The sequence below is a fragment of the Lichenicoccus sp. genome, from assembly GCF_965276875.1.
Classification (GTDB): Bacteria; Pseudomonadota; Alphaproteobacteria; order Acetobacterales; family Acetobacteraceae; genus Lichenicoccus.
On sequence record NZ_OZ255701.1, the window covers coordinates 4233294 to 4257158 of the forward strand.

General features: G+C 66.3%; 24 protein-coding genes. 11 read left to right on the forward strand and 13 right to left on the reverse strand.

Annotation, left to right across the window (positions count from 1 at the left end):
* The first annotated feature begins 66 nt into the window (after positions 1-66).
* Both ACQY4K_RS20510 and ACQY4K_RS20515 read left to right on the forward strand, forming a co-directional pair.
* Complete coding sequence (locus ACQY4K_RS20510) at positions 67-1329, forward strand: phospholipase D-like domain-containing protein (protein ID WP_428392068.1); 1263 nt, start codon at positions 67-69, stop codon at positions 1327-1329.
* 16 nt (positions 1330-1345) lie between these two features.
* Positions 1346-2434 carry a molybdopterin-dependent oxidoreductase gene (locus ACQY4K_RS20515; RefSeq protein ID WP_428392070.1) on the forward strand — a complete coding sequence of 363 codons (1089 nt, stop codon included), beginning with the start codon at positions 1346-1348 and terminating at the stop codon, positions 2432-2434.
* On the opposite strand, the gene ACQY4K_RS20520 is transcribed toward ACQY4K_RS20515, so the two are convergent.
* Together ACQY4K_RS20520 and ACQY4K_RS20525 are read right to left on the reverse strand one after the other, a co-directional pair.
* Positions 2431-2790: a DUF202 domain-containing protein gene (locus ACQY4K_RS20520; RefSeq protein WP_428392072.1), complete on the reverse strand. Its 360-nt coding sequence runs from the start codon at positions 2788-2790 to the stop codon at positions 2431-2433. The two genes, ACQY4K_RS20515 and ACQY4K_RS20520, sit on opposite strands and share 4 nt — an antisense overlap.
* A gap of 8 nt (positions 2791-2798) precedes the next feature.
* On the reverse strand, positions 2799-3584 hold the full coding sequence (locus ACQY4K_RS20525) for a helix-turn-helix transcriptional regulator (protein WP_428392074.1): 786 nt from the start codon (positions 3582-3584) through the stop codon (positions 2799-2801).
* A 106-nt stretch (positions 3585-3690) separates the two neighbouring features.
* Between ACQY4K_RS20525 and ACQY4K_RS20530 the strand changes: the two genes are divergently transcribed.
* Complete coding sequence (locus tag ACQY4K_RS20530; protein ID WP_428392075.1) at positions 3691-4770, forward strand: alcohol dehydrogenase catalytic domain-containing protein; 1080 nt, start codon at positions 3691-3693, stop codon at positions 4768-4770.
* Here the strand turns inward: ACQY4K_RS20530 and ACQY4K_RS20535 are convergent.
* The 6 genes from ACQY4K_RS20535 to ACQY4K_RS20560 all read right to left on the reverse strand — a co-directional run bounded on the left by ACQY4K_RS20535 (position 4760) and on the right by ACQY4K_RS20560 (position 8575).
* Entirely contained in the window at positions 4760-5170 is a 411-nt protein-coding gene (locus ACQY4K_RS20535) for a hypothetical protein (protein WP_428392077.1), read from the reverse strand. The two genes, ACQY4K_RS20530 and ACQY4K_RS20535, sit on opposite strands and share 11 nt — an antisense overlap.
* A gap of 87 nt (positions 5171-5257) precedes the next feature.
* Complete coding sequence (locus ACQY4K_RS20540) at positions 5258-5773, reverse strand: hypothetical protein (protein WP_428392078.1); 516 nt, start codon at positions 5771-5773, stop codon at positions 5258-5260.
* Between the two features lie 243 nt (positions 5774-6016).
* A complete protein-coding gene (locus ACQY4K_RS20545) occupies positions 6017-6307 on the reverse strand; it encodes a helix-turn-helix domain-containing protein (protein ID WP_428392080.1) in 291 nt (96 codons plus the stop codon).
* Complete coding sequence (locus ACQY4K_RS20550) at positions 6304-6822, reverse strand: type II toxin-antitoxin system RelE/ParE family toxin (RefSeq protein ID WP_428392082.1); 519 nt, start codon at positions 6820-6822, stop codon at positions 6304-6306. The genes ACQY4K_RS20545 and ACQY4K_RS20550 overlap by 4 nt, the downstream gene beginning before the upstream one ends.
* 93 nt (positions 6823-6915) lie before the next feature.
* Positions 6916-7179, reverse strand: a complete 264-nt coding sequence (locus tag ACQY4K_RS20555) for a GlsB/YeaQ/YmgE family stress response membrane protein (protein ID WP_428392084.1) — start codon at positions 7177-7179, stop codon at positions 6916-6918.
* A gap of 25 nt (positions 7180-7204) precedes the next feature.
* Positions 7205-8575, reverse strand: coding sequence for a hypothetical protein (locus tag ACQY4K_RS20560; RefSeq protein ID WP_428392086.1), 1371 nt, complete (start codon positions 8573-8575; stop codon positions 7205-7207).
* 50 nt (positions 8576-8625) lie between these two features.
* Between ACQY4K_RS20560 and ACQY4K_RS20565 the strand changes: the two genes are divergently transcribed.
* The 3 genes from ACQY4K_RS20565 to ACQY4K_RS20575 are packed head-to-tail and all read left to right on the forward strand — an operon-like array spanning position 8626 to position 11040.
* Positions 8626-9141, forward strand: coding sequence for a Smr/MutS family protein (locus tag ACQY4K_RS20565; RefSeq protein WP_428392088.1), 516 nt, complete (start codon positions 8626-8628; stop codon positions 9139-9141).
* Positions 9138-10661, forward strand: a complete 1524-nt coding sequence (locus ACQY4K_RS20570; RefSeq protein ID WP_428392089.1) for a cryptochrome/photolyase family protein — start codon at positions 9138-9140, stop codon at positions 10659-10661. Before ACQY4K_RS20565 ends, ACQY4K_RS20570 begins: the two co-directional genes overlap by 4 nt.
* A 10-nt stretch (positions 10662-10671) precedes the next feature.
* Complete coding sequence (locus tag ACQY4K_RS20575; protein ID WP_428392090.1) at positions 10672-11040, forward strand: FKBP-type peptidyl-prolyl cis-trans isomerase; 369 nt, start codon at positions 10672-10674, stop codon at positions 11038-11040.
* 20 nt (positions 11041-11060) lie between these two features.
* Here the strand turns inward: ACQY4K_RS20575 and ACQY4K_RS20580 are convergent, their stop codons facing one another.
* From ACQY4K_RS20580 to ACQY4K_RS20590, 3 genes are read right to left on the reverse strand one after another with little or no spacing between them, the layout of a single operon-like run.
* The gene (locus tag ACQY4K_RS20580; RefSeq protein ID WP_428392092.1) at positions 11061-12566 is read right to left on the reverse strand and encodes a hypothetical protein; all 1506 of its coding nucleotides are present in this window, start codon (positions 12564-12566) and stop codon (positions 11061-11063) included.
* The gene (locus tag ACQY4K_RS20585) at positions 12496-13341 is read right to left on the reverse strand and encodes an ImuA family protein (protein ID WP_428392094.1); all 846 of its coding nucleotides are present in this window, start codon (positions 13339-13341) and stop codon (positions 12496-12498) included. The genes ACQY4K_RS20580 and ACQY4K_RS20585 overlap by 71 nt, the downstream gene beginning before the upstream one ends.
* Positions 13342-13389: 48 nt before the next feature.
* Complete coding sequence (locus tag ACQY4K_RS20590; RefSeq protein WP_428392096.1) at positions 13390-14226, reverse strand: NUDIX hydrolase; 837 nt, start codon at positions 14224-14226, stop codon at positions 13390-13392.
* 67 nt (positions 14227-14293) lie between these two features.
* Between ACQY4K_RS20590 and ACQY4K_RS20595 the strand changes: the two genes are divergently transcribed.
* From ACQY4K_RS20595 to fusA, 4 genes are all read left to right on the forward strand, one after another.
* A complete protein-coding gene (locus tag ACQY4K_RS20595; RefSeq protein ID WP_428392098.1) occupies positions 14294-16153 on the forward strand; it encodes an ABCB family ABC transporter ATP-binding protein/permease in 1860 nt (619 codons plus the stop codon).
* 30 nt (positions 16154-16183) lie between these two features.
* Positions 16184-16495 (forward strand): hypothetical protein, encoded by a 312-nt coding sequence (locus ACQY4K_RS20600; RefSeq protein ID WP_428392100.1) that lies wholly within the window; start codon positions 16184-16186, stop codon positions 16493-16495.
* Positions 16496-16553: 58 nt separating this feature from the next.
* On the forward strand, positions 16554-16859 hold the full coding sequence (gene rpmB / locus ACQY4K_RS20605) for a 50S ribosomal protein L28 (RefSeq protein WP_428392102.1): 306 nt from the start codon (positions 16554-16556) through the stop codon (positions 16857-16859).
* A gap of 142 nt (positions 16860-17001) precedes the next feature.
* Complete coding sequence (gene fusA / locus ACQY4K_RS20610) at positions 17002-19092, forward strand: elongation factor G (protein ID WP_428392104.1); 2091 nt, start codon at positions 17002-17004, stop codon at positions 19090-19092.
* A 72-nt stretch (positions 19093-19164) separates the two neighbouring features.
* Here fusA and ACQY4K_RS20615 read toward each other — a convergent pair whose 3' ends face one another.
* Together ACQY4K_RS20615 and ACQY4K_RS20620 are read right to left on the reverse strand one after the other, a co-directional pair.
* Positions 19165-21072 carry a DUF1217 domain-containing protein gene (locus ACQY4K_RS20615; RefSeq protein ID WP_428392106.1) on the reverse strand — a complete coding sequence of 636 codons (1908 nt, stop codon included), beginning with the start codon at positions 21070-21072 and terminating at the stop codon, positions 19165-19167.
* Positions 21073-21137: 65 nt separating this feature from the next.
* Positions 21138-22754, reverse strand: a complete 1617-nt coding sequence (locus ACQY4K_RS20620; protein ID WP_428392108.1) for a S10 family peptidase — start codon at positions 22752-22754, stop codon at positions 21138-21140.
* Between the two features lie 103 nt (positions 22755-22857).
* On the opposite strand from ACQY4K_RS20620, the gene ACQY4K_RS20625 reads away from it, so the two are divergent.
* Positions 22858-23757: a sugar phosphate isomerase/epimerase family protein gene (locus tag ACQY4K_RS20625; RefSeq protein ID WP_428392110.1), complete on the forward strand. Its 900-nt coding sequence runs from the start codon at positions 22858-22860 to the stop codon at positions 23755-23757.
* Positions 23758-23865: the final 108 nt, after the last annotated feature.

Below are 23865 nucleotides of genomic sequence, written 5' to 3' on the forward strand. Positions count from 1 at the left end.
CCCGGGCAAAAGGCGCGCGCACGAAAGACCCGAATCCCCGGATTTGGTGGCCTCGGGATCGACGATATGGCTGACGATCAAGGCGGGGCTGACGACCGGGGCTGGCGCCAGGATACCCTCGACCACCATACGAGGCTGAGCGGGCCATTGTCGGAGTGCCCGCTGGTTTCCGGCAACCGGGTCACCCTGCTCGAGGATGCGCAAAGCGCGATCTGCGCCATCTTCGATGCCGTCGAGGCGGCGCGCGACCACGTCCATATGGAATACTACACGTCCGAGGATGTGGTCCTTGGCGGCCGGTCGCTGTTCAGCCTGCTGGAAGCTCGCGCCCGCTCGGGGATCGAGGTGGCGCTGATCTGGGATGCGATCGGGTCTGCCGACACGCCTGACGCGCAGTTCGCACGCCTGCGCGGCGCCGGTGTGCGTCTGCTCGAATACCACTCGGTCAACCCGCTGCGGCGCACCTTCGATTTCAGCGTCAACGACCGCGACCATCGCAAGCTCACCGTGGTGGACGGCGCCATCGGCTTTCTTGGCGGGGTCAACATGTCCAAGGCCTACGAGACTCCGGCCAGCGCCGGGCAGGGGCCGGAGCCGAATGCGGCGTTCTGGATCGACAACGCGATCCGCATCGAAGGGCCGGCCGTCGCCGAAATCCAGCTGCTGTTCTTCAAAACCTGGCGCGACCGGGGCAACAGTCGGCCCGGTCGCGGCGCCGGTGATGACCTGCCGATGCGCGGCGGTCCGCAGGACGCACCGACGCCAACGCCAAGCCAGGGCACGCAGACGCTGCGGGTCGCCGGCAGCGCGCCGCGGCAGCGCCGTCCGCTCTACAACGTCTCCATCTGTGCCGCGATTGAGGGCGCGCGACGGCACATCCTGCTCGCGACCGGCTATTTCGTGCCGACCCGGCGCGAGTGGCGCCTGCTCGCCGACGCCGCCCGTCGCGGGGTGGCAGTGGATCTGCTGCTGGCCGGCTATAGCGACGTGCCGGCGGCGACGCATGCCGCGCGCGCCATCTATGGCGGGCTGCTACGCGCCGGAGTTCGGGTGCACGAGGTGCATCGCGGTGTGCTGCATGCCAAGGTCGCCACCATCGATGGCGTCTGGACCGCGATCGGCTCGTCGAATTTCGATCGCCGTTCAGTCTATTACAACAACGAGATCGACGCGATCGTGCTCGGCCACGAGACCGCTGCATCCATCGAGGCCATGCTGCGCAATGAGATTGCCCTGGCGCACGCTGTGTCGTTGCGCGAGTGGGAATCCCGTTCGCTGCGCGAGCGCGCGGCGGAACTGTCGACGCGTTTGTGGAAGCAGTTGATCTGACAGCGGGAGCAGCACCTTGGTCCAGAGTGCACTGATCGTCCACTCCGAGGCGCCATTCAACGCCGAGCCGCCGCTGGAGCGCCTGCGCGCGTCCACCATCACGGCGCAGCCCGACTTCTATGTCCGCAGCCACGGCAACATCCCCGATCTTGACGCCCGCACACACCGTCTGCGCGTGGACGGCCGGGTGTCGACGCCGCTGGAACTGTCGGTGGCAGACCTGCGCGAGCGCTTCCCGCTGCAAACGGTGACGGCGGTCATGCAGTGCGCTGGCAACCGCCGCGCCGACATGCTGGCCGTGGCACCCGTATCCGGCGATCCATGGTCAGCGGGCGCGATCGGCAACGCGGAATGGACCGGGGTGCCTTTGGCCGCGGTGCTGCGCGCGGCGGGCGCCCAGGAGAGTGCCCCGCAGGGTGCCGCCATGCACGTCGCCTTCTCCGCGGTCGACATATGCGAGGCGGACGGCGAGACGTTTCGCTACGGCGCTTCCATCCCGATGACCAAGGCGTTGTCGCCCGAGGTGCTGCTGGCACTCGAGATGAACGGCGAGGCGCTGGCACCCGAGCACGGCTTTCCGCTGCGCGTCGTGGTGCCCGGCTTCGCCGGCTGCCGCAGCCCGAAATGGCTGACCGGCATCACCGTGCAGGACACCCCGAGCGACACAAAGCCGCAGGCGCGCGACTACAAGCTGTTTCCACCGAACGTGAGCGAGGCAACCGTCGACTGGGACCAGGGCATCACCATCGACGACCTGCCGGTGAATTCGGCGATCTGCGAACCGGCGCCAATGGCCGAACTGCCGGCCGGCCCCACCATGCTGAGCGGCTGGGCGATGGCGAGCGCACGTCGGATCACGCGTGTGGACGTATCGGTGGACGGCGGCCGGACCTGGGCGCAGGCCAGCTTGCGGCACGATCCGGCCGCACCTTGGAGCTGGACTCTCTGGCAAGCCAGCCTCGACCTGTCCAAGGGCGAGCACGAGTTGGCGGTGCGCGCCTGGGATAGTGCCGGACAGACGCAGCCGTGCTCGCCCGAGGAGACCTGGAATTTCAAGGGCTATCTGAGCGCCGCCTGGCACCGCGTGCGGGTGACGGTGCACTAGCGCAGCCAGATCAGCACGGCCACCGCAACCGACAGGATGATCAACAACGCCGAGAGAGCCAAAGTCAGTGCTTTGGGCAAAAGTTGGATGGCGGGCTCCGGCAGGCGGCGCCGTAATCGTGTATCGCGCCAGCCGCCGGCCCCGAAGCTGGCTGTGGCGCAGATGATCAGCACCGTGGCCAGCACACGCAGTGCCAGGCTCCCCAGCTGGTCGCCAAGTACGCGTTGCGCGGCGAGTCCCGAGACGAGAAAGGCAAGGCCGGTACGCAACCAGGCCGCATAGGTGCGCTCGGCCGCAAGCACCGTGCGGTCCTCCGCCAGGATCGTGCGCCGGTCTGCCGGCTGGTCCTTGTCCACCGGACGCCTCAGCGCCGGGTGTAGAGGGCGAGCTTGAGGGCTGGATCATCGTTCGCCTGGAAGCTTGCATACGCGAAGTGGAGCGTGCCCAGGCTCGGATGATACAGCCGTTTGGTGCCGGACACCGGTGCCGCGATGCCGTATGCCGTCCACCAGCCTTCGAATTCCTGGCACCCCGCGCCCACTTGGCGGACTAGGGCAGCGAAGGCCGCGTCCCCTTCCCAGAGGTCGTGTGTCGCGCGGAACAGGGACACCATGCGCCGCGCTTCGTCGGCCCACCCATCACCGAACAGCGATCTTGCGGCCGGATCTGTCAGCATCCAGTGCAGGATGTTGCGATCGCTGGCCTCCAGGCGGACGAAATCTCCGAACAACGCCACGGCGGCGGCGTTCCAGGCCAGCATGTCCCAGCGCTGCCCGGTGAGATAGGCCGGCTCGGGCAGGCCCTCCACGAGGCGGCGGAGGGTGTCGGGCACCGTTTCGCGCCGGAAGGGTGCCCGACCACCTTTCGCCGCGAGCGCACGCAGATGGGTGAGCTCCACGGCATCGAGCATCAGCGCGCGGCCCAGCGCGTCCACGGTGTCGTGGGAGGGCGAGACGGCGCGGCCTTGTTCCAGCTTGACATACCACTCGGCGCTGATGCCGGCGCGCCGAGCGACCTCCTCGCGCTTGAGGCCCGGCGTGCGACGTCGCGGGCGCGTGACCTCGCCCAGACTTGCTTCGCCCATGATCTCGGGGTTCAGCCGCGCACGGCGGGAGCGCAGGAATTCCCCAAAAAGCCGGTTGCCTTGCATGCGCTGCCTCCGAAGGTGGGCCTGCGGGAGACCAGTATCTACCCGGTTCTCCCTGACCGGTCCGGACTGCGCCATGTCAGAGCCTCGTTGTCGAGGGAGACTAAGCATGAGGGCCGCTATTCTGAAGGATTTCGGCAAGCCGCTCAGCCTGGACGAGGTGGCGGCACCAGGCCTGGGAACCGGCGAGGTGCTGGTGGATGTGATCGCCGCACCGGTGCCGTCCTACGCCGGCGAGGTGTTCAGCGGCGCCCGCCGGTATCTTCTGCCCACGCCGGTGATACCGGGCTGCGGCGCCATTGGGCAGGTGCGCGCCGTGGGGCCGGATGCTACCCGCCTGCAACCCGGCGACTGGGTGTTCTGCGACTCCACGGTGCGGTCGCGCGATGGTGCCCTGACCCCTGACATCACCTTGCAGGGCTGGAGCGCGCGCGGTGAAGGCGGACAAAAGCTGCAGCGCTATTTCCGCGACGGCGCCTATGCGCAATCGATGCGCGTGCCGACCGAGAACGCCGTGCCGATCGGCGCGATCGAGCCGGCGGAGGCCGGACGATGGTGCGCGATTGCGGTACTGATGGTCGCTTATGGCGGGTTGCTGGCGATGCAGCTTCGGGCCGGCGAGACGCTCCTGGTGAGCGGCGCCACCGGGAATTTCGGCTCCGCGACGGTGGCTCTGGCACTGGCGATGGGCGCGCGCTGCGTGATCGCCCCCGGCCGCAACGTGGCAGTCTTGGACGATCTACGGCGACGCTTCGGTGAACGCCTGCTGCCCGTGCGTCTGACGGGTGATGCGGCGACGGACACCGAGGCGATGCGCCGGGCCGCACCCGGACCGATTGACGCAATGCAGGATTTTCTGCCGCCCTCGGTGAGCGCCAATGTTGCGCGGGCAGCAATCATGACCCTTCGGCAGGGCGGCCGTGCGGTGCTGATGGGCGGGGTCGGCATGCTGGGCGGCGAGGACCTCGCATTGCCCTATCCCTGGATCATGCGCAACCTGATCACGGTGCGCGGCCAATGGATGTACGACACCGTGGCGATACCAGGAATGCTCGGGCTGATCCAAGGCGGGCTGCTGGATCTGGGGCACTGGGCGGTGACAGAGTTCCCGCTCGCGGCGGTCAACGACGCCGTCGCGCATGCGGCCACGCATGCGGGGCCGTTCAGGCTGACGGTGCTCAGGCCGTAGGTGTGACGATCGTAGCGATCGCCGCCAGCCCGTCAGTCCGCCGGCAACTCGTCTCCCGAAGCGGCCGCTGCATCAACCGGTCGAACGCCTCCCAGTCAGCGCGGCCTCGGCGCTCAGCGAAATAGCTGGCCGTGCGCCTGGCTGCGTCCTTCTCGGCCACTGCGCAAGTAGGTCGAGTTTCTTGTCGTCTTGCCACTCTCCGGACCGCTTCCGCGGGCAGCAGGGTATTCACGCCGAAGCGATCGGTTGCGGGCTTCTCCGGCAGCTCGGCACGGTCGCCCTTATATTCGACGACAAGGATCCGGCCATCTTGCAGCTCGACTACGAAGTCGGGATAGAATTTGTTCGGCGAGCTTTGAATCCGCAATGAGTTCTGCTTCTGTGACGTATTGCGTGCCAACCTCTTGGTCTCTTGAAGGCGGTCGATGTAGACCGCGCAATCATGCTGAGGGCAACAAAGCTTTCAGCGCTTCGAGGTTATCACCTTTTACGAGCAGATTGCCTGCGTCTGGATTACCAGCCAATTTGGACTTCTCGCAATGAAGCAACCGATACGGCACCTCGCGGTGATGGTTCGCCACAACCTTTTTGCCGATTTATTCTTAAACAGGTATGTCATCGGTGTCGGCAATCGCGTCACAACACGACCGCCGATGGATTGCCAGCCAGTTCGACGAGATTGGTCGTCGTGGTCGAGCTGAGCAGGTGTCAGCGACCGTTTGCAGCCGATCTTGAAGGTCGGCGCGTTGGCGACTTTCCTGCGGACGTGGATGCGCCCGATGATCGGGCGTCGCTCGAACTCGGCGAGCCCCCCTACCACGGGATTGGGCCATGCTGCTGCCGTGGTTGCATGAACGCTTCTTGTGAGGAAGCCGGGCTTGGCTACCTTGTCCCCGATCAGCTGGTTTGCCTTGATGCGGCAGGGACGGCCAAGCTTCCGCATCTTGAGTTTGTCACCGGCGCGGCCGACGCGTTGGTATAAGGCTGGCTGCGGCACTGCCATGTGGAAGCCTGAGACTCGGAAAATGCACCCCAACCACGCGTGAGGCCAGTGAAGATGCTGGTCTCTGGTCAAGACTCGCTCATAGCCAATTGTCATGCCGCGAGTTTCAACGGTGTCGTCGGAACGCACAACCCGTTCGAGTGGGGTATCCCTGGACTTTGTTGCTCAATGAAATCTGTCGAGATGGCGGGGGGATGCAAGAAGCCGGATTGCGGCACGGCGGCTCGCCTCGCATGGTCACTTTCACGCCAGCTCGAGGCGCAACTTGCGGCCGATGGCGGAAGCGGCCCGTTGAACGGTGTCGAGCTGGACCTTGTCGTTCCTGGGGTCGAGCAGCCGGTCGAGATGGGCGCGGCTGGTGCCCATACGGCGGGCCATTTCGCTTTTGGTGATGCCCTGCGCCTTCATTTCCTGCTCTATCTGCCACGCCAGCACATGCTTGATCGCAGCGGCGTTCACTTCATCGGCAATGCCTTCCTCGCGCAGGAAATCCTCGAATGTGGACCCGAAATGCGGGTTGGTGTCATCGTTCATCGTTCGATCTCCTTTTGCCGCTTTCTGGCAAGGTCCAGCTCAGGCTTCGGGGTCGCCTGCGACTTTTTTTCAAACCCATTCAGCAAAACCATGTTTCCTCGGCTGGTGCAAAAGATCACACGAGCAATGCGGCCATGCAGGAGATTGCTGCGGATCTCCCACAGGCCGCCACCCAGAGACCGGCAAAGCGGCATACCGACGGGCCAGCCGAATTCCGCGCGGGCAATGTCGCTGCCGACCATGCGCCGGTCATCGGTTTGCAGCGTCTTGAGCCAGTCGCGGACAGGCTCAGAGCCGCCTGTCGAGCGGTAGAAGATCGCTGGTAGCTTCTTGCCTTGCTCCGCCATCCGCACCTTGAGAGATACACTGTATCCCAGAAGGTCCATACCTGCAAGCGCTTCTGTTGCCAACTCGGCATCGCACGGACTGGCCAAGTCGACACCTTCGGCATCGCTTTGACAAAGCGGCGCGCTTCTAAGCCGGCTGGAGGAGGAGCCGCACGTCAATTCCAGCACCGGGACTGCGGAGCCACTCCGAGTCCGGCGGATACCACGCCACCATGAGCGCGCTCGATCCGGCCTGAGGCGGAAAGGTCCGCGGGCCGTTTATCAGGACGTGCGGCCGCGATTGGCGACGATCGCGCGATAGATCCACAGGATGATCAGCGCGCCGATGATGGCGCCGATCAGGCCGGCCTTCTGGTTGTGATGGTAGATGTGCAGCAGCCGGCCGAGCCAGGTCGCGACCAGCGCGCCGCCGATCCCGAGCAGGATGGTGACGATGATGCCGCCCGGATCGCGTCCCGGCATGATGAGCTTGGCGATCAGGCCGGCGATCAGTCCGATGATGATGGCGCCGATGAAGCCGAACATGCGCGTCTCCCGCTTCTGGATCGGATCATAGACAGGACCGCCGACTGCCGCGCGTCAACAGCCGCTCGATCAGCAGCGCCCCGGCGAGCGAGAACGGCAGGATCAGCAGGAAATTGTAGCGTGGCTGGTTCACCGCGACAAAGGCGTTGAAGGCCAGCAGGAACCAGGCCGGCGCCGAGAGCAGCAGGATCGCCGCCCGGCCACGGCGCCAGGCCCGCACCATGACGGCGACGCTGACCGGGGCCAGCAGCAGCCCCCAGTAATGGTCGATATACAGCCCGCGCAACGCCAGCGGGATGGTGACCAGAAGGTGCCTGAACGGGTGCGCGAGCAGGTAATGATGCACGACATAGTGCAGGTGGTTCGACCAGCCGCCGGCGGCGGCGAGGCTCTGCGCCAGTAGCGGGCCGGTGCCGATGGCGTAGAAGCTGTTGGCATGTTCGTCCCAGCCGAAGCGGTCGCAGGCATGCGCGCCCGCGATCAGCCGGCCGAGGCCGGCGCCGTTCGGCAGCCAGCAGACGAAGCTTAGGGCGTATTCGCGCGGCGTCATCGCATCGAAGGCGACGCGCTGGATCAGGGTATGCGAGGCATAGCCGAAGGTCAGCGCCGCGCGATGCATCACCAGGACGTTGCGCAAAACCCAGGGCAGCACGACCAGGGCCGTGCCCGATGCGAACGCGAAGGCCTGGGTCGCGATCGCGATGCTGCGTTGGCGCAATGCGAGGATGCCTGCCGCGGCAAGCCCTGCCCAGAGCAGATACAGGAAGGCCGGCCGGCTGAGTGCGGCGAGGCCGAGTACCGCGCCGCAGGCGAGCCAGCGCAGCGCGCGTGCGCGGGCGCCCAAGCCCGGACGCACGGCGGCCGCGGCGAGCGCGCAGGCCGCACCGGAGAGCAGCAGGCTCATCGTCTCGGTCATCAGCGTGGCGGCGAAGCGCAGCATGTCGGGTGCGGTCAGCAAAGCGAGTGCGAGACTGGTCCAGGCCGCCCGAGCTGAGCCGGTCGCACTGCCGATCGCCGCCCATAGCAGCCAATAGAAGCCGGCCAGCATCAGCAGTTGCGCAAGCCTGGTCAGCGGCGCCGCGCGCGGACAGGCGGGATCGCGGCCGAGCGTGTGCTCGACGCAGGCAATCCCCTGGCGCAACCGGGGATCGAGGCTTGCCATTGCCGCGAGGAAGGCCGGATAGAGCGGGGTGAAGCGCATTCCGGGAGGGCGCCGGGTGTCGGCATTGCCGCCGCCATAGGCGAAGCCGTCGGTGAAGCGTCCGTGCTGGCGCATGTCGTAGGCGATGCCCAGATAGAAGCGCTGGTCGTAGCTGGAGAGCGGTGTGACCTTCACACCGGACCAGAGGATGGCGAGCACCGCCAGGATCAGAGCGAAGGCCGGGATGGAGCGCACGGCGGCTGTTTAGGCTTGGCGTCGCCGCCGGGGAAGGGAGAGTGGAGTTCATGGCGCGTTGCCTCAGCGAAGCCGAGCGTCTGCTTTGGGAGGCGATCGCCCGACAAATTCGGCCGCTGAAGGGCCGTGCGCCGCCGCCATGTCTGCCGGAGCCGGCGCCCCGGCCAGTACCGCCAGCAGCCGCGCCGGCACGCGCGATGCCGCAGCCGGCGACGGTATCGCGCGCCGTCACCATCGGCCAGCGTCAGCCGGGTCTCGATGATACCAGCTGGCGCGCGCTCTCGAACGGCCGCATGCGGCCACAGCGCACCCTCGATTTGCACGGCCGTACCGCGCAAGCGGCCTTCGTCGCCTTGCACGGCTTCCTGTTGCGCGCCCAGGCCGAGCGTCTGCGCTGCGTCGAGGTGATCACCGGCGTCGGCACCGGCACCGAGGGCGGCATCCTGCGTCGCGAGCTGCCGCACTGGCTGAGCCGGGCGGACCTGCATCTGCTGGTGCTGGCGGTCGTGCACCCGCATCGTGCCAATCAGGGCGCGGTACGAATCCTGTTGAGGCGTGCTGCATGACGACCCTGCGCATCCTGCTCGGCGACCAGCTCTCGGACTCTATCGCCAGCTTGGCCGACCTCGACGTCGCGGCCGACACCGTGCTGATGGCCGAGGTGCGCGACGAGTGCACCTATGTCCGCCACCACAAGAAGAAGATCGTGCTGGTGCTCTCGGCGATGCGTCACTTTGCCGAGCGGTTGCGCGCCCGCGGCGTGCGGGTGGACTACGTGACGTTTGACGATCCGGACAACACGCACTCGCTGCGCGGTGAGATGCTGCGCGCGGCCCGTCGCCTGCAATGCGAGCGCATCGTCGTCACCGAGCCTGGTGAATGGCGGCTGCTTGAGGATATCAGCGGCTGGCAGCAGGCGAGCGGGGTTGCGGTCGAGATCCGTGACGACGGCCGCTTCCTGTGTTCACAGCGTCAGTTCCGGCATTGGGCGGCCGGACGGCGGGCGCTGCGCATGGAGTTCTTCTATCGCGAGATGCGTCGTGGGCACGCGGTGCTGATGGACGAGAACGAGCCGGCCGGCGGCCGCTGGAACTTCGATGCCGAGAACCGCAAGCGGATGCCGGGCGGCGTTCGCGCACCAGCGGTCCCTGGGTTCGCGCCGGACGCGGTCACGCAGGCGGTGATCGACTTGGTGGCGCGCGAATTCGGTGCTCATTTCGGCGAGCTCGAGGGCTTCGATCTGCCGGTCACCGCCGAGCAGGCGTCGGTGGCACTTGATCATTTCATCCGCGAACGGCTGGCCGGCTTCGGCGACTGGCAGGATTTCATGCGCAGCGGCGAGGCGGTGCTGTTCCATGCGCTGATCTCGACTTCGATGAATTGCGGCCTGCTGGCGCCACTCGACGCCTGCCGGGCGGCCGAGGCGGCCTGGCGCGACGGGATCGCGCCGCTGAACGCGGTTGAGGGGTTCGTGCGGCAAATCCTCGGCTGGCGCGAATATGTGCGCGGCATCTACTGGCTGCGCATGCCGCAATACGGCCACCTCAATGCGCTGGGTGCGACCCGTCCGCTGCCCGAGTTCTACTGGTCGGGCGAGACCGGGATGAACTGCATGGCCCACGTGATCACAGACACCCGCGCGCACGCCTACGCGCACCACATCCAGCGGCTGATGATTACCGGCAATTTCGCGCTGCTCGCCGGTCTTGATCCCGACCAGGTCGATGAATGGTATTTGATCGTCTATGCGGACGCCTATCAATGGGTCGAGATGCCCAATGTGCGTGGCATGGCGCTGTTCGCCGATGGCGGCGTGATGGGCTCCAAGCCGTATGCCGCCTCGGGCGCCTACATCAACCGGATGAGCGACTACTGCCGCGGCTGCGCCTACGATGTGAAGGCAGCGACCGGTTCTCGCGCCTGTCCGTTCAATTTCCTCTATTGGGACTTCATCTCCCGCCACCAGGATCGCTTGAGCGCCAATCCGCGCATGGCGATGCCGGTGCGCTCCCTGGCGCGCATGGACCCGGGTCGTATAGAAGCGATGCGGTCGCAAGCCGCCGTGTTTTTGGACGGCATGGGTTAGGGGAGTGGTGATGGCGGACGAGTTCGAGCTGGTGTCGATGCCGAACGGCATCAGCTACCGCGATGAAGCAATAGGCGAGGGCGCGCAGCCTTCGGCCGGCCAGAGGGTGCAGGTGCATTACACCGGCTGGCTCGATGACGGCGGCAAGCCTGGCCGCAAGTTCGACAGTTCGCGCGATCGCGGCAGCCCGTTCCGCTTCACGCTGGGCGCCGGCGAGGTGATCTCGGGATGGGATCTCGGTGTTGCCACCATGCGTGTCGGCGGCAAGCGGACCCTGGTGCTGCCGCCCGAGCATGGCTATGGCGCGCGCGGCGCCGGCGGTGCGATCCCGCCGAACGCGACCTTGATCTTCGATGTCGAGCTGCTGGGTATTGGCTGAAGCCCAAACTTGGCCATGCCTCAGAACAGGCCGTGCAGGAACCAGCTCAGGTCGCCGGTCTGCGCATCCTCGCCATCGCCGCGCCGGAACAGCCAGAAGCGGCGGCCGGTCTCGTCCTCCAGGCGGAAATAGTCGCGCACCGCCAGCAGCTCGCCGGGCCGGCGCCACCATTCGCCGGCGATCCGCTCGGGGCCGTCTGCGCGTCGCACCTGATGGCGGTGGCGGCGCCAGATGAAGAAACTGGGCGGCTGGTCCGGCAGCGCCGTCAGGGTCTGCACCGGCACCGGCGGATCGAACAGCCGGATCGGACGCGGCAGGCTGGGCGGCCAGGCCAGCGTGCAGTCGGTGCGCTGCGTCTGGATGGGTGCGACCGGCCGCACCGCGCGTTCCGGCACGTCGCTCTGCACCGGTGCCGGGCGCCACAGCCGGTTCGTCCCCAGCCGGTTGGCGAGCCGGTCGATGAGCGGGGCGACGTCGGGCTCTCCTTGCTGGTCTGACGTCAGCGTCTCGGCGATGGCGGCACTCAGCGCTATCGCCTCGATGCCGTCGCCAGGGTCGACCTGCTCCAGCCGTTCCTCGAACAATCGGGCGATGTGGCGGCCATCGCGCGAGGCCCCTGCCAGGGACACAAGCTGGACCTGCCGGCTGTTATCGACGCGCTCGAAGCAGAGCGCCAGCCGTCTTGCCCCAAGGCCGCGCGCCTCCAGTAGCGGGCACAAAGCGGCGGCCAGCATGCGGATCCCGGCCGCCAGCGCGTCCGCCGTCAGCAGCGGTTCGACAAAGCAGAGGCGGTGCGCGATTTCCGCCGGTGAGGCTTGTGGTGTGATCGGCTCGTCGACGCGGCCGAGCGCCTGGTCCAGCCGGAGCGTCACCGCAGTGCCGAGACGACGCGCGAGCGGCGCTCGCGGCAGGGCGGCGAGGTCACCGATACGGCGCAGGCCGAGACGCCGCAGCAGGGCGGCGGCTTCGTCGCCGATCCGAAGTGCCGCCACCGGCAGCGCCAGCAGCGCCTGCTGGTCGCCGGGCGGCGCGATGGTGAGCGGCTGCGCGCCGTAATGTGCCAGCGCATGCGCGGCTCCGGGCGTGTCGGCGAGGGCGATGCGGTTGTGCAGGCCGGCGCGTGACAGCCTGGCCGCGAGGTCGGACAACAGGGCCGACTCGCCGCCATGCAGATGCGCGCAGCCGGTGAGGTCCAGCCAGACCCCGTCCGGCGGCACCGCCCGGGTCAGCGGCGTATAGCGCAGACACCAGGCCGCGACCTTGTTCAGCGCCGCCTGGTCCTGCTCTGGGGTCTCGCGGACTACGCGCAGGCCGGGCTGCATCGCCTGCGCCTGCGCGACCGCCATGCCGGGGCGCAGCCCAAGCCTGGTGGCACGTACGCAGGCGGCCGCGATCACCAGGCGCGGCCCCTCCGTGCGGCAGATGACCAGCGGTTCTGTCTCATCCCCCCCCGTCTCATGCACTGCGTCGCGTAACAGCCGGTCGGTCGGCCAGTGCGGCAGCCAGAGAAAGCCGATGCGTCTCATCGCAGCGTTCCAGGATCCAGTGGGTCGGCAAAGCGGTGCGCATGCCCCGGTAGCGGAGCAGGTCGAGCCGCCACACCGACGGTCCCAACATGCGTTCGGGGCTGGCCTGCGGGCTGCCATGCGGCAGGTTGGCCACCCGCCAGCGGCTGGCCGCGGCGCTGGGCGCGCAGAGCTGTGGATCGTCGAACTGCCGGCTGCGTCGAATGGCGAAGCCGATTGCCCCAGACGCCTCGGCGGCGAGTTGCAGCCGGCGCGAGGCAGTCAGGCCGAGCTTGCCCTCGATCTCGCCGACCACGCCGAGCAGGCCCGGATGGCGCAGCGCCTCCTCCATCACGTCGAGCACCCTGCTGCCGGCCTCGACCAGGATCAGCCGATCCGGATGCAGCCCGATGGCGGCCAGGGCAGGGGCGAACAGGTCGCGTCCGCGCATCGCCCACAGCACCTGGCCCGGTGCGGGGGCGAGCAGGGCGCCGACCAGTTGGCTGGGGAGGGCGGCATGTTCGCTATCGGCGCCCTGTCCGAGCACCTCGTGCAGCGCCCCGCCGGCCAGCCCCGCATCGGGCAGCAGGTCGTCGATGGCGGCGATGCCGAAGCGCACACGCGGGGATACGTCCACCGCCTTGCGCGCGCCCTTGCACGCGCCCTTGCACGTGCCCTGGCGCTCGATCGCGGCGATGCGCAGACGCAATGCCTGCACAGTCTGGGCCTGCACATTCTGGGCCTGCACAGTCTGGGCCTGCACAGTCTGGGCCTCCACTGTCAGGGTTCCGGTCATCACTAGAACATACAGTGAACATAGCGGGCGTGGGAAGCAAACTCCTGCTTAGAGAGCGCCCGTGAGACCCGCGCGCAGGCGTTGGCCGTCAGCACTCGCCGGATCGATCAGGCCGCGCCGCAGGAACAGGTCGATCAGCACCAGATTGACGTTGAACTTGAAGTCGTCGGTGTCGCGCACCGTCTGGAACACCTGCCCGAGCGGCAGCAGGGTGAACTCGGCCACCTCGCCGTCCTTGGGCAGCGGCGTCCAGTCGGGCGGCAGCACCAGGTCGTGGCAATGCAGCAGGTCGCGGCGCAGCCCCTCGGGACGCTGCATGCTGTAGGTGATCGTGCATACCGGGACGGCGCGGGCCGCCAACTCGGGGGGCAGGCTGCACTCCTCGTCGCCCTCCTTGGCGAGCGTCTCGGCGATGGAGAGGCCGGCCGGAATGCCGCCGGCGATGAGGTGGTCGAGCTTGCCCGGATCGAGCGCCTTGTCCGCGGCACGGCGGCCGATCCACAGATATGGACCGTCGGCCCGCTCGACCAGGCCGTTGACGTGCACGCCGGCCGCCAGCAGCCCGAAGCAGGGCAGGGCGCCGCGGTCGATCCGTCCGAGACTGGGGCCGCCGGGGGACGCCACGATGTCGAATGGCTCGCCGCGCAGGTGCAGCGCGCCGCGCCGCGCCAGGGCTTGGGCGAGCGACTGCAACTGGCCGGCGTCGGTGAGGTCGAAGCCGTCCGCGGATCCTTGGCGCAGCCCGAGTTCGCGCAACGCGGCGGCCTGCGACCGAGCCGCCCAACCGAGCCGCACACCGTCCAGCCGCACAGCGAGCCGGTCCCCCGGCAAGGACGCATTGTTGCAGGCCGCGATATGGCGGCCGAAGCGTTCCACGTCGCTCACGTCCGGCCACGCAGGACCAGGGCGGGAAGCATTTGCAATCCGGGTGGCACATGCCACATCCGCAGACATGAGTTCTCCGGCATCTCGGTCCTCCCTCTCCCGACACTCGGCGCTCGGGACGGTCAGCGGCCTGCTGCCCTACCTCTGGCCGCGCGGCGACCTGCGCGGGCGGCTGCTGGTGGTGGCCGCCGTGCTGCTGCTTGTGGCAGCGAAGGTGGCCACGGTCTATGTGCCGCTGGTCTATTCGCGCGCGGTCGATGTGCTGTCCAAGCACGATCCCTCGCATGTGCTCGCCGTCCCCGTCGGGCTGATCGTCGCCTACGGCCTGCTGCGCATCGCCTCGGGCGGCTTCGGCGAGCTGCGCGACGCGGTGTTCGCCCCGGTCAAGCAGCGGGTGATCCGCCAGGTCGCGATGCAGACCTTCCAGCATCTGCATGCGCTGTCGCTGCGCTTTCATCTCGACCGGCAGACCGGCGGGGTGACGCGGGCGATTGAGCGCGGCACCATCGCCATCGAGCTGATCCTGCGCCTGGGCGTGTTCAACATCGTGCCCACCTTGCTCGAGACGCTGATGGTCACGGCGATCATCTGGCACATCTTCGACTGGCGCTTCGCGCTCGCCACCCTGGTCACCGTGGTGGTCTATGTCGGCTTCACCATCGGCTTCACCGGCTGGCGCATCGGCATCCGCCGCCGGATGAACGACATCGACAGCGAGGCCAGCGGCAAGGCGCTCGACAGCCTGCTGAACTACGAGACGGTGAAGTATTTCGGCAACGAGGGCCACGAGGTGCGCCGCTACGACGAGGCGCAGGCACGCTATGAGCGCGCCGCGGTGCGCACCCAGGTCTCGCTCAACATGCTCAATCTCGGCCAGGCGGCGATCATCGCGGTGGCGATGGCCGTGGTCATGCTGATGGCGGCCCGCGAGGTGGCCGACGGCAAGCTGACGGTGGGCAAGTTCGTGCTGATCAACACCTATCTGATGCAGCTTTATCAACCGCTGAACTTCCTCGGCTTCGTCTATTCGTCGCTGCGTCAGGGCGTGGTCGACCTGGAGCAAATGTTCAACCTGCTCGGCCGCTCGCAGGACGTCTCTGACCGTCCTGGTGCGGTCGCCCTGCCGGGCCGGCTGGAGGAGGCGCCGGCGGCGGCGCTGCGCTTCGAGGACGTGCGGTTCGGCTATCGCGAGGACCGCGAGATCCTGCACGGGGTGAGCTTTTCGGTGCCACCGGGCGGACGCGTCGCTATCGTAGGGCCGACCGGCGCCGGCAAGTCGACGATCAGCCGGCTGTTGTTTCGCTTCTACGATATCGATGGCGGCCACGTCTTGATCGACGGCCGCGACGTGCGCGACTACCGCCAGGCCAGCCTGCGCGCCGCCATCGGCGTGGTGCCGCAGGACACCGTGCTGTTCAACGATACCATCCGCTACAACATCGCCTATGGCCGCATCGGCGCCTCGCAGGACGAAATCGAGCACGCCGCCCGGCTCGCACAGGTGCACGACTTCGTCCAGCGTCTGCCGGACGGTTACGACACCCGCGTCGGCGAGCGCGGCCTGAAGCTCTCGGGCGGCGAGAAGCAGCGCGTGGCGATCGCCCGCACCATCCTCAAGAACCCCCGTCTGCTGATCCTCGACGAGGCGACCAGCGCCCTCGATACCCATACCGAGCAGGACATCCAGGCGGCGCTGCGCACCGTCGCCGCCGACCGAACTACCCTGGTGATCGCCCACCGGCTGTCGACGATCATCGACGCCGACGAGATCCTGGTCCTCGATGACGGTCGCATCGCCGAGCGCGGCACCCATCGCGGCTTGCTGGAACGTGACGGCGTCTATGCGCGCATGTGGGCGGCGCAGGCGGAAGAAGAGCGGAGTGGGGAAGAACGCACCGACCAGGAGAGCGTGCACGCGCACGCCTGAGATCATGATGACGAATACGAGGACCCGCCGATGAGCTTCAATCCGAACCTGATACCGCAGGGCGAGGGCGCCGATCCGCGCATCGGCCAGGACGGCTCGGTGCCGGCCGAACTCAGCCATGCCGGCGCGGTTGTCGATCGCGCCATTGAATACATGGTCGGCAAGGAGCTGCCGCCGCTGGCGATCGCCTCGGCCTTGCTCGGCGGCTCGTTGAGCATACTGGCCCGCACCATGGACCAGGCGACGATGCTGCGCATGCTGGCCAATGCCGCCGATAGCGTGCGTGCCGGCGAGCTACACGATCAGGGCGGCGGCGAGCCGTCTGGCGCCGGGCGCGCCTAAAGCTTGACCAAAGCGGCGCGGACGGCGATAAGCCGCGCCTTCATGAGGGATCATCAAGATGTCGCGCCGCTGCCAGATTACCGGCAAGGGCGTGCTGACCGGAAACAACGTCAGCCACGCCAACAACAAGTCCCGCCGCCGCTATTTGCCCAATCTGCAGGAGACATCGCTGCTCTCCGACGTGCTGGGAGGCCCGGTGCGCATGCGCGTTACCGCCAATGGCATACGCACGGTCGAGCATAATGGCGGCCTCGATGCGTTCCTGCTGAGCACGCCGAACCGCCGCCTGCCGCTCGAGGCGCAGGCGCTGAAGCGTCGTATCCAGCGCGCCCGGCTCAAGCAGCAGGCCGCCCAGCCCGCCTGATCGCTTCGTTCGGGCTTGCAAATGCGCCACCCCTGACGCATGTCAGGCACCTTGTCGGCGGCGATCTTAAGGGCGCGCGGATCCTCACGGAGTCCGACAGCGCCCGTTTGCCGTCACCAATGCAGTCGTCTGGAGGTCCGCCGTGTCCGCACATTCCGAGCTATCGAAAATCCGCAATATCGGAATCACCGCGCATATCGACGCCGGCAAGACCACCACCACCGAGCGCATCCTCTATTATACCGGCGTGTCGCATCGGATCGGCGAGGTGCACGAAGGCAATACCACGACCGACTATATGGACCAGGAGCGTGAGCGCGGCATCACCATCACCTCCGCGGCGGTAACCTGCGAGTGGAAGGACCACCGCATCAACATCATCGACACACCGGGCCATATCGACTTCAACATCGAGGTCAACCGTTCCCTGCGCGTGCTGGATGGGGCGGTGTTCATCATCGAGGGCGTCGCCGGCGTGCAGCCGCAGTCCGAGACCAACTGGCGCCTGGCTGACCGCTACCGGGTGCCGCGCATCATCTTCATCAACAAGCTCGACCGTACCGGCGCCGACTTCTACCGCGCGTTTGATACGCTCAAGGAGAAGCTCGACATCGTAGCCCTCCCACTGCAGTTGCCGATCGGCATCGAGGACACGTTCGCTGGTGTCGTCGACCTGGTCGAGATGAAGGCGATCATCTGGGAAGGCGGCGAGCTTGGCGCCAAGTTCCATGACGAGCCGATCCCCGCCGACCTCGCCGAACGTGCCGCCGAAGCACGGCAGTTGCTGCTCGACACAGCACTCGCCGCCGACAACGAGGCGATGGAGGAGTATTTCGACAAAGGCGACGTGTCGGTCGCGACGCTCAAGCGTGCCATCAAGAAGGGCACGATCTCCGGTGAGTTCCGACCCGTGCTGTGCGGCACCGCCTTCAAGAACAAGGGCGTGCAGCCGCTGCTCGATGCGGTGCTCGACTATCTGCCGGCCCCAGACGATGTCGAGGGCATACGCGTTGCCGCTGAGGAAGGCCACGAGGACGAGGACCCGACCCAGCGTCGCCTGATCAGGATTGATCCCCAAGCGCCGTTCTCCGGCCTCGCCTTCAAGATCATTAACGACAAATACGGCACGCTCACCTTCGTGCGGGTCTATTCCGGCACCCTGAAGTCGGGCGACCAGGTGATGAACACCACCAAGGATCACAAGGAGCGCATCGGACGGATGTTCCAGATGCACGCCGACAAGCGCGCCGAGATCAAGGAGGTCCAGGCCGGCGACATCGCCGCCTTTGTCGGGCTGAAGGATACCGGCACCGGCGATACGCTGGCCGCCGCAGAGGATCCGGTGATCCTCGAGCGTATGGCATTCCCGGTTCCGGTCATCGACATCTCGGTCGAACCGCGCACCAAGGACGCGGTCGAGAAGATGACGCTGGCCCTGCAGAAGCTCGCCGGCGAGGACCCCTCGCTGCGCCTGAAGACCGATCAGGAGACCGGCCAGACCATCCTGTCCGGCATGGGCGAGCTGCACCTGGAAATCATCATTGACCGGCTTAGGCGCGAATACGGCGTCGACGCCAATATCGGCGCACCGCAGGTGGCGTACCGGGAGACCATCTCGCGGCCGCACACCGAGATCTACACCCACAAGAAGCAGTCCGGCGGCTCCGGCCAGTATGCCGAGGTCAAGATCGTCTTCGAGCCGCTGGAGCGCAACGAGGGCATCGTCTTTGAGAACAAGGTGGTCGGCGGCACCGTTCCGAAGGAATACATCCCGGCCGTCGAGAAGGGCATTCGGATGCAGTCCTCGACCGGCGTGCTGGCGGGCTTCCAGACCGTGGACTTCAAGTTCACCCTGACCGACGGCAAGTACCACGACGTGGACAGTTCGGCGCTGGCCTTCGAGATCGCCGCCAAGGCCTGCTTCCGCGAAGGCATGAAGAAAGCCTCGCCGGTGATCCTCGAGCCAATCATGGATGTCGAGGTGACCACGCCGCAGGACCATGTCGGCGACGTGGTGGGCGATCTGAACCGCCGGCGCGGCCAGATCCAGAACCAGGAGAGCTCAGGCTCGACCATCCTGGTGCGTGCCCAGGTGCCGCTCAAGGAGATGTTCGGCTATATCTCGCACCTGCGCTCGATGACCAAGGGGCGCGCCTCGTTCACCATGCAGTTCCATCATTACGACCCGGTGCCACGTAATATTGCCGACGAGATTATGTCCAAGTCGGCATAACGCAGGGGCTCTGCCCCATCGATCCGCTTCGCGGCTCGATCCCGCCAAATGTTCGCCTTTGGAAACGATTTCTCAGGCGTAGAGTGCTGCCAATATTCCGGTCAGGCCGGAGCTGTTGCCGGCGCCGCTTGACGGATACAGAGAGTTGAACAGGCTGGCGCCGACATCGTAGCCGCCGCCGCCGCCCGAGAGCAGGGCGAGGGCCGGATCGACGTTGCCGGCGCCTGCCGTCTGCTCACCCGTGAGGGCCAGGTATTGTTCGGCGTAGTGCTGCAAGGTTGCGGGGTCGCTGAAGCTGGATAGTTTGACCTTGCTGGTCAGCACCCGTTGCTGCTCGGCGAACGGCAAAGCACCATAGGTCGAGGCGATCCCGAGATTGGTGGTCACCACCTTGAGCAGAGTGGTGTCACTCATCAACTGGTTGATGCTGGTGATCGCGGGCATCGTCCGGGTGAAGTAGAGCGCATTATCCATGCCTGGGATCTGCTGCCCCTCCTGCGCCTCATACTGGCTGGTCTCGTAGCCGGAGAGGATGCTCTTGACATTGCTGGCATCGGCCAGCGCCGCGGTCTGCGTATCCGCGACCCTGGGCACGACGCCCAGCGTGTCGCCGACGGCGACCGCTACGGCGAGATTGGCCTGTAGTGTGATGTTGCCGGCGCTGTCGACAGACTTCACAACGCCCACGACCTTGCTCCCGTCGGTGATGATCGCGCCGGCCTGGAGGTCGCTCGCAGTCCTCCCCAGTGCCAATGTCGCTCCAGTCGTGGCGGCGGCACTCGTTGCGGTGATTTGCGGACCGATATGGCTTAGCCCGGCGCCGATTGCGACACTGATCGTCGCACCCTTCGCCACGTCGATCGACGAATTGGCGGTCAGGGTAACGTTGCCAAGCGAATCGACCGACTTGATGGTTCCGATCTCGCTGCTGCCGCTCATCAGGACCTGCCCGGCGGTCATCGACTGGCCCGCGGTGCCCAACGGCAGCACGTTCTGGCTGGTCATGATCTCGCGCGGCGCCAGCGCCGCGAAGCTCGTGTACGAGATCGGCGACAGCGACAAGGTGCCGTTGCTGATCGGATTGACGATGGCAAGTGTGCTGCCAGTTTGGGCCGAAGGGTTCGTGGTGACATTGAACCCGGTCGCCGTGAGAGCGGTGCCGAGCAAGGCGGTGGCGGCGGACGCCGTGAGGGTGTTTGGGCCACTTACACCTGCCCCGAGCGGTGGCGCCGCCACGCCGACCACGTTGGCGATTCGGATGGCGGCTCCCTTGCTGTCACTGGCCAAGGTCAGGTTGTAGACTGTGTTGCCGGCGCTGTCCTTATTGGTGGTGAACGGGGGCGCGCCGGCCGAGCCCACGATCGTCCCGCTCGCACTGACGCTGTAGCTGCCGGTGACTGGATTGGCAGTGGTCCCGGTGGATTGCAGTGCGGTGGTCAGCGCCGCGGCGATGGACGCACCGCCGGTGCCGTCGTCGAGCACATAGGACCAGGACTTTGCGGGCATCGCCGCGGTCAGGCTGCTGTTCGGCTCGGCGTAATAGAGGTTGCTGACCGAGAGCTGGGAGGCGCTGCTGCCGCCGGCGGTGAAGCTCGCGGCCTTCGGGTCGCCGAACGAAAGTGAGATCGCCGAGCGATCCGTCGTCGCGCGAACGAAATCGAGGTCTGCCGTGCTGCCGAGCTGCCTGACCAGCGAGTTGCTGGCCGAGGGGTCCTGCGTCAGCAACTGCCGCAGCACTCCGGTCTCCTGGCTCTGCACACTCATGTTGTAGGCGCCGAGCACGACCTGCAGCGCCGACTGGTTCTTGGACGACAGCAGGTCGACGCCGGTGGCGATGTTGACGGTATCTGCCTGGAACGCCGCCACCGTACGCTGCACCGCCGGCGTCGACTTGACGAACTGCGTAACCTGGGTCTGCTCGTCTTTCACGATCGAGAGATAGGTCGAGATCGGCGAAAAGCCGGAGAGTGAACCGGACATGACAACAGCCCCATGGCTCATACAACCTTAGCGTGCAAAGCGCGGGAATGCAATCTTTTAATTGGTCACTGTGCGGTAGCCCCAGAGCCCTGGTTGTCGGTCCGGCCGATGAAGGCGGCGACATTGTCGTGCAGCTTCTTCAGGGACGGCAGATGTGCATAGACCATGTGGCCGGAATCGTACTGCTTGAATTCGATGTTGCCATCCAGGCGTGTCGGGATCGGCAGATGCTGCATCTCGTAGATGCCCTCGTAGAAGGGTGTGGCCAGGTCAAAATAGCCGGCGTTAAGCATGACCTGCAGCTTGGGGTCGTATTTCATCGCCGCCGCGAGGTCGAGCATGACATTGGCAGAGCCCCGTGCCGGGTGGTGCGCGCCCGGCGGCTGGTGCTTCATGTCCCATTGCCGGCCGATCTCGGTGACCGCCTTGTAGGTCATGCCGTCGCCGTAATGCAGAGTCTGGCGGACATAGTCGTTGAATGTCGCGACATAGGCGGCGCTGATCGCGGCACTTTGCGGGTCGTAGGCGGACTCCTTGCTGAGCGGATCCATGCTCGGACCGGCAAACCGGCTGTCCAGCCGCCCGGTGGTGGTGTCGGTGCCGGTGAGCAGCATTTTCTCGAACTGGCCGCCATTGATACGCAGGTCCGACTTCTTGATGTAGTCGACCGGCAGGCTGGTATAGTCGTGCAGCTTGGCCGCGATTTTATCACGCGTGGCGGAATCGAGCGCGTCGCCCTGGCCCAGTGCCTGCGCGTAGTCGGTGGTGGCGAACTGCTCGACCTGCTTGAGCAGCGTCGGCAGGTCGCCCTGCGTCCCCAGCTTGTGGTGATACCAGGCGGTGGCGGCAAAGCTCGGCAATGCCAGGATATAGGGCATGTCCTCGCCGGGGTTGAATTCCGGACCGTCGATGCTGTTGTCGAAGGCGAGGATCTGCGACAGCAGGATGACACCGTTGAGGTCGATCGACTGGTCGTTCTCGAGATCGTAGGACAGCACCGCCGAGCGCGTGGTGCCGTAGCTTTCGCCGAACAGGTATTTCGGCGAGTCCCAGCGTCGGTATTTCGACAGGAACTCGGCGATGAAGTTCGTGAACGCGTGCCCGTCCTGGTCGATGCCGTAGAACGCCTTGCTGCCGTCGTGACCGACGACCCGCGAAAAGCCGGTGCCGGGCGCGTCGATGAACACCAGGTCGCTCACGTCGAGCAGGCTCTCGTCGTTGTTGACCAGCTTGTAGGGCGCGCCGTTGGGATGGCTGTCATCGGGGGTGATGACCCGTCTTGGTCCGAATGCGCCCATATGCAGCCACACGCTCGATGAGCCGGGACCGCCGTTGAACAGGAACGTAATCGGCCGGTGCGCGGCCGCGGCACCCTTCTTGAAATAGGCGACATAGAACATCGACGCCTGCGCCGACTTCTTCTCCGCCTTGTCGCTCTGCTCCGCGGCGGTCGTCTCCTGGTCGTCCCAACCCTTCGGATGGACGATCAACGTGCCGGCGGCTGCCTGGTAGTCGATCTTCTGGCCGCCGATGGTGACGCTCCCATCGGTCAGGCTCTGCGTCGGCTGCAGGATCGGTGTCTTGTCCGCCTTGTCGGTCTTGTCATCGGCACGCGCGCTTACGGCGCTCAACGTGGTCGTCGCCAGCAGTGCGGCTGCGAACAGGGTCGGAAGTGATCGCAAATTTCAACTCCAGTGCTCAGGCATGAGCATTGCGCATAGCACGCCCGCATTGCTTGACGCCAATCGCCGGCGGGACTTAGCTGCCTTGGGGGAGACGCCACTCATGACAATGCGCAACAAGCTCGGTCTGCACGGCTTCGTTTGGGAGGCCGGCTGGAATCGCGAGCAATGCGCCCGCGCGATCGCCAATACCGCAGCCCTCGGCTACGACCTGATCGAGGCTTGCGCGCTCGACCCCTCCAGCATCGACGTCGACTTCACCCGCCGTCAGCTCGAAGCGGCCGGCATCGGCCTGACTTTCTCGCTCGGCCTCGCCTCCGACGCCGACATCTCCAGCAACGACGACGACAAGACCCGTCGCGGCGAGCAGACCCTTGCGGAAATCATCGCCATCGCCCGCGATCTGGGTGCCACGCATGTGTGCGGCATTCTCTATTCGGCCTTCCAGAAATACAGCATTCCCACCACCGCCGCGGGTGTCGCGCGCTCTGTCGACGTCGTTCGCCGGATCGGCGAGAAGGCGGCCGCGAGCGGCATCACGTTGGGGATGGAGGTGGTGAACCGCTACGAGACCAACGTGCTCAACACCGCCTCGCAAGGCGTAGAGTTCTGCCGACGCGTCGGCCTCGCCAACGTCAAGGTGCATCTCGACTGCTACCACATGAATATCGAGGAAGCCGACGTGGCGACCGCCATTCTCGAGACCGGTCCGCATCTCGGCTACTTCCACACCGGCGACTCCAACCGCGGCTATCTCGGCTCCGGCTCGATCGACTTCTCCCGAATCTTCCGCGCTTTGGTCCGCTCCGGCTACGAAGGCCCGATCACGTTCGAGTCCTTCTCCTCGAAAGTCGTAGGCCAGCCCCTCGAAGGCATTCTCGGAATTTGGCGCAACCTCTGGGAAGACGGCCAGGACCTTTCGGCCCATGCCAAGCAATTTACCGAAGCCCACCTCAAGGCCGCGCGCGAAGCCATCACCCACAGCCAAAGCTCACTCGTGTAGCTTGCAATAGAGCCTGCCCCGCTCATTACGAGTAGGGGTTTGGGCCGTTGTGCAAAGCACGACTTCGCATGATGGCCCCAGCGTCGGGCCCCATCGCGCCAGCGGGAT

Bases quoted from the DNA above. Each gene is read 5' to 3' on its own strand.
- ACQY4K_RS20585 (WP_428392094.1), bottom strand. From the start codon at position 13,341: ATGACCGGAACCCTGACAGTGGAGGCCCAGACTGTGCAGGCCCAGACT.
- ACQY4K_RS20545 (WP_428392080.1), bottom strand. From the start codon at position 6,307: ATGAACGATGACACCAACCCGCATTTCGGGTCCACATTCGAGGATTTC.
- ACQY4K_RS20600 (WP_428392100.1), top strand. From the start codon at position 16,184: ATGAGCTTCAATCCGAACCTGATACCGCAGGGCGAGGGCGCCGATCCG.
- ACQY4K_RS20555 (WP_428392084.1), bottom strand. From the start codon at position 7,179: ATGTTCGGCTTCATCGGCGCCATCATCATCGGACTGATCGCCGGCCTG.
- ACQY4K_RS20530 (WP_428392075.1), top strand. From the start codon at position 3,691: ATGAGGGCCGCTATTCTGAAGGATTTCGGCAAGCCGCTCAGCCTGGAC.
- ACQY4K_RS20540 (WP_428392078.1), bottom strand. From the start codon at position 5,773: ATGGCAGTGCCGCAGCCAGCCTTATACCAACGCGTCGGCCGCGCCGGT.
- ACQY4K_RS20570 (WP_428392089.1), top strand. From the start codon at position 9,138: ATGACGACCCTGCGCATCCTGCTCGGCGACCAGCTCTCGGACTCTATC.
- ACQY4K_RS20625 (WP_428392110.1), top strand. From the start codon at position 22,858: ATGACAATGCGCAACAAGCTCGGTCTGCACGGCTTCGTTTGGGAGGCC.
- ACQY4K_RS20580 (WP_428392092.1), bottom strand. From the start codon at position 12,566: ATGAGACGCATCGGCTTTCTCTGGCTGCCGCACTGGCCGACCGACCGG.
- ACQY4K_RS20565 (WP_428392088.1), top strand. From the start codon at position 8,626: ATGGCGCGTTGCCTCAGCGAAGCCGAGCGTCTGCTTTGGGAGGCGATC.
- ACQY4K_RS20615 (WP_428392106.1), bottom strand. From the start codon at position 21,072: ATGTCCGGTTCACTCTCCGGCTTTTCGCCGATCTCGACCTATCTCTCG.
- ACQY4K_RS20595 (WP_428392098.1), top strand. From the start codon at position 14,294: ATGAGTTCTCCGGCATCTCGGTCCTCCCTCTCCCGACACTCGGCGCTC.
- rpmB (WP_428392102.1), top strand. From the start codon at position 16,554: ATGTCGCGCCGCTGCCAGATTACCGGCAAGGGCGTGCTGACCGGAAAC.
- ACQY4K_RS20525 (WP_428392074.1), bottom strand. From the start codon at position 3,584: ATGCAAGGCAACCGGCTTTTTGGGGAATTCCTGCGCTCCCGCCGTGCG.
- ACQY4K_RS20575 (WP_428392090.1), top strand. From the start codon at position 10,672: ATGGCGGACGAGTTCGAGCTGGTGTCGATGCCGAACGGCATCAGCTAC.
- ACQY4K_RS20510 (WP_428392068.1), top strand. From the start codon at position 67: ATGGCTGACGATCAAGGCGGGGCTGACGACCGGGGCTGGCGCCAGGAT.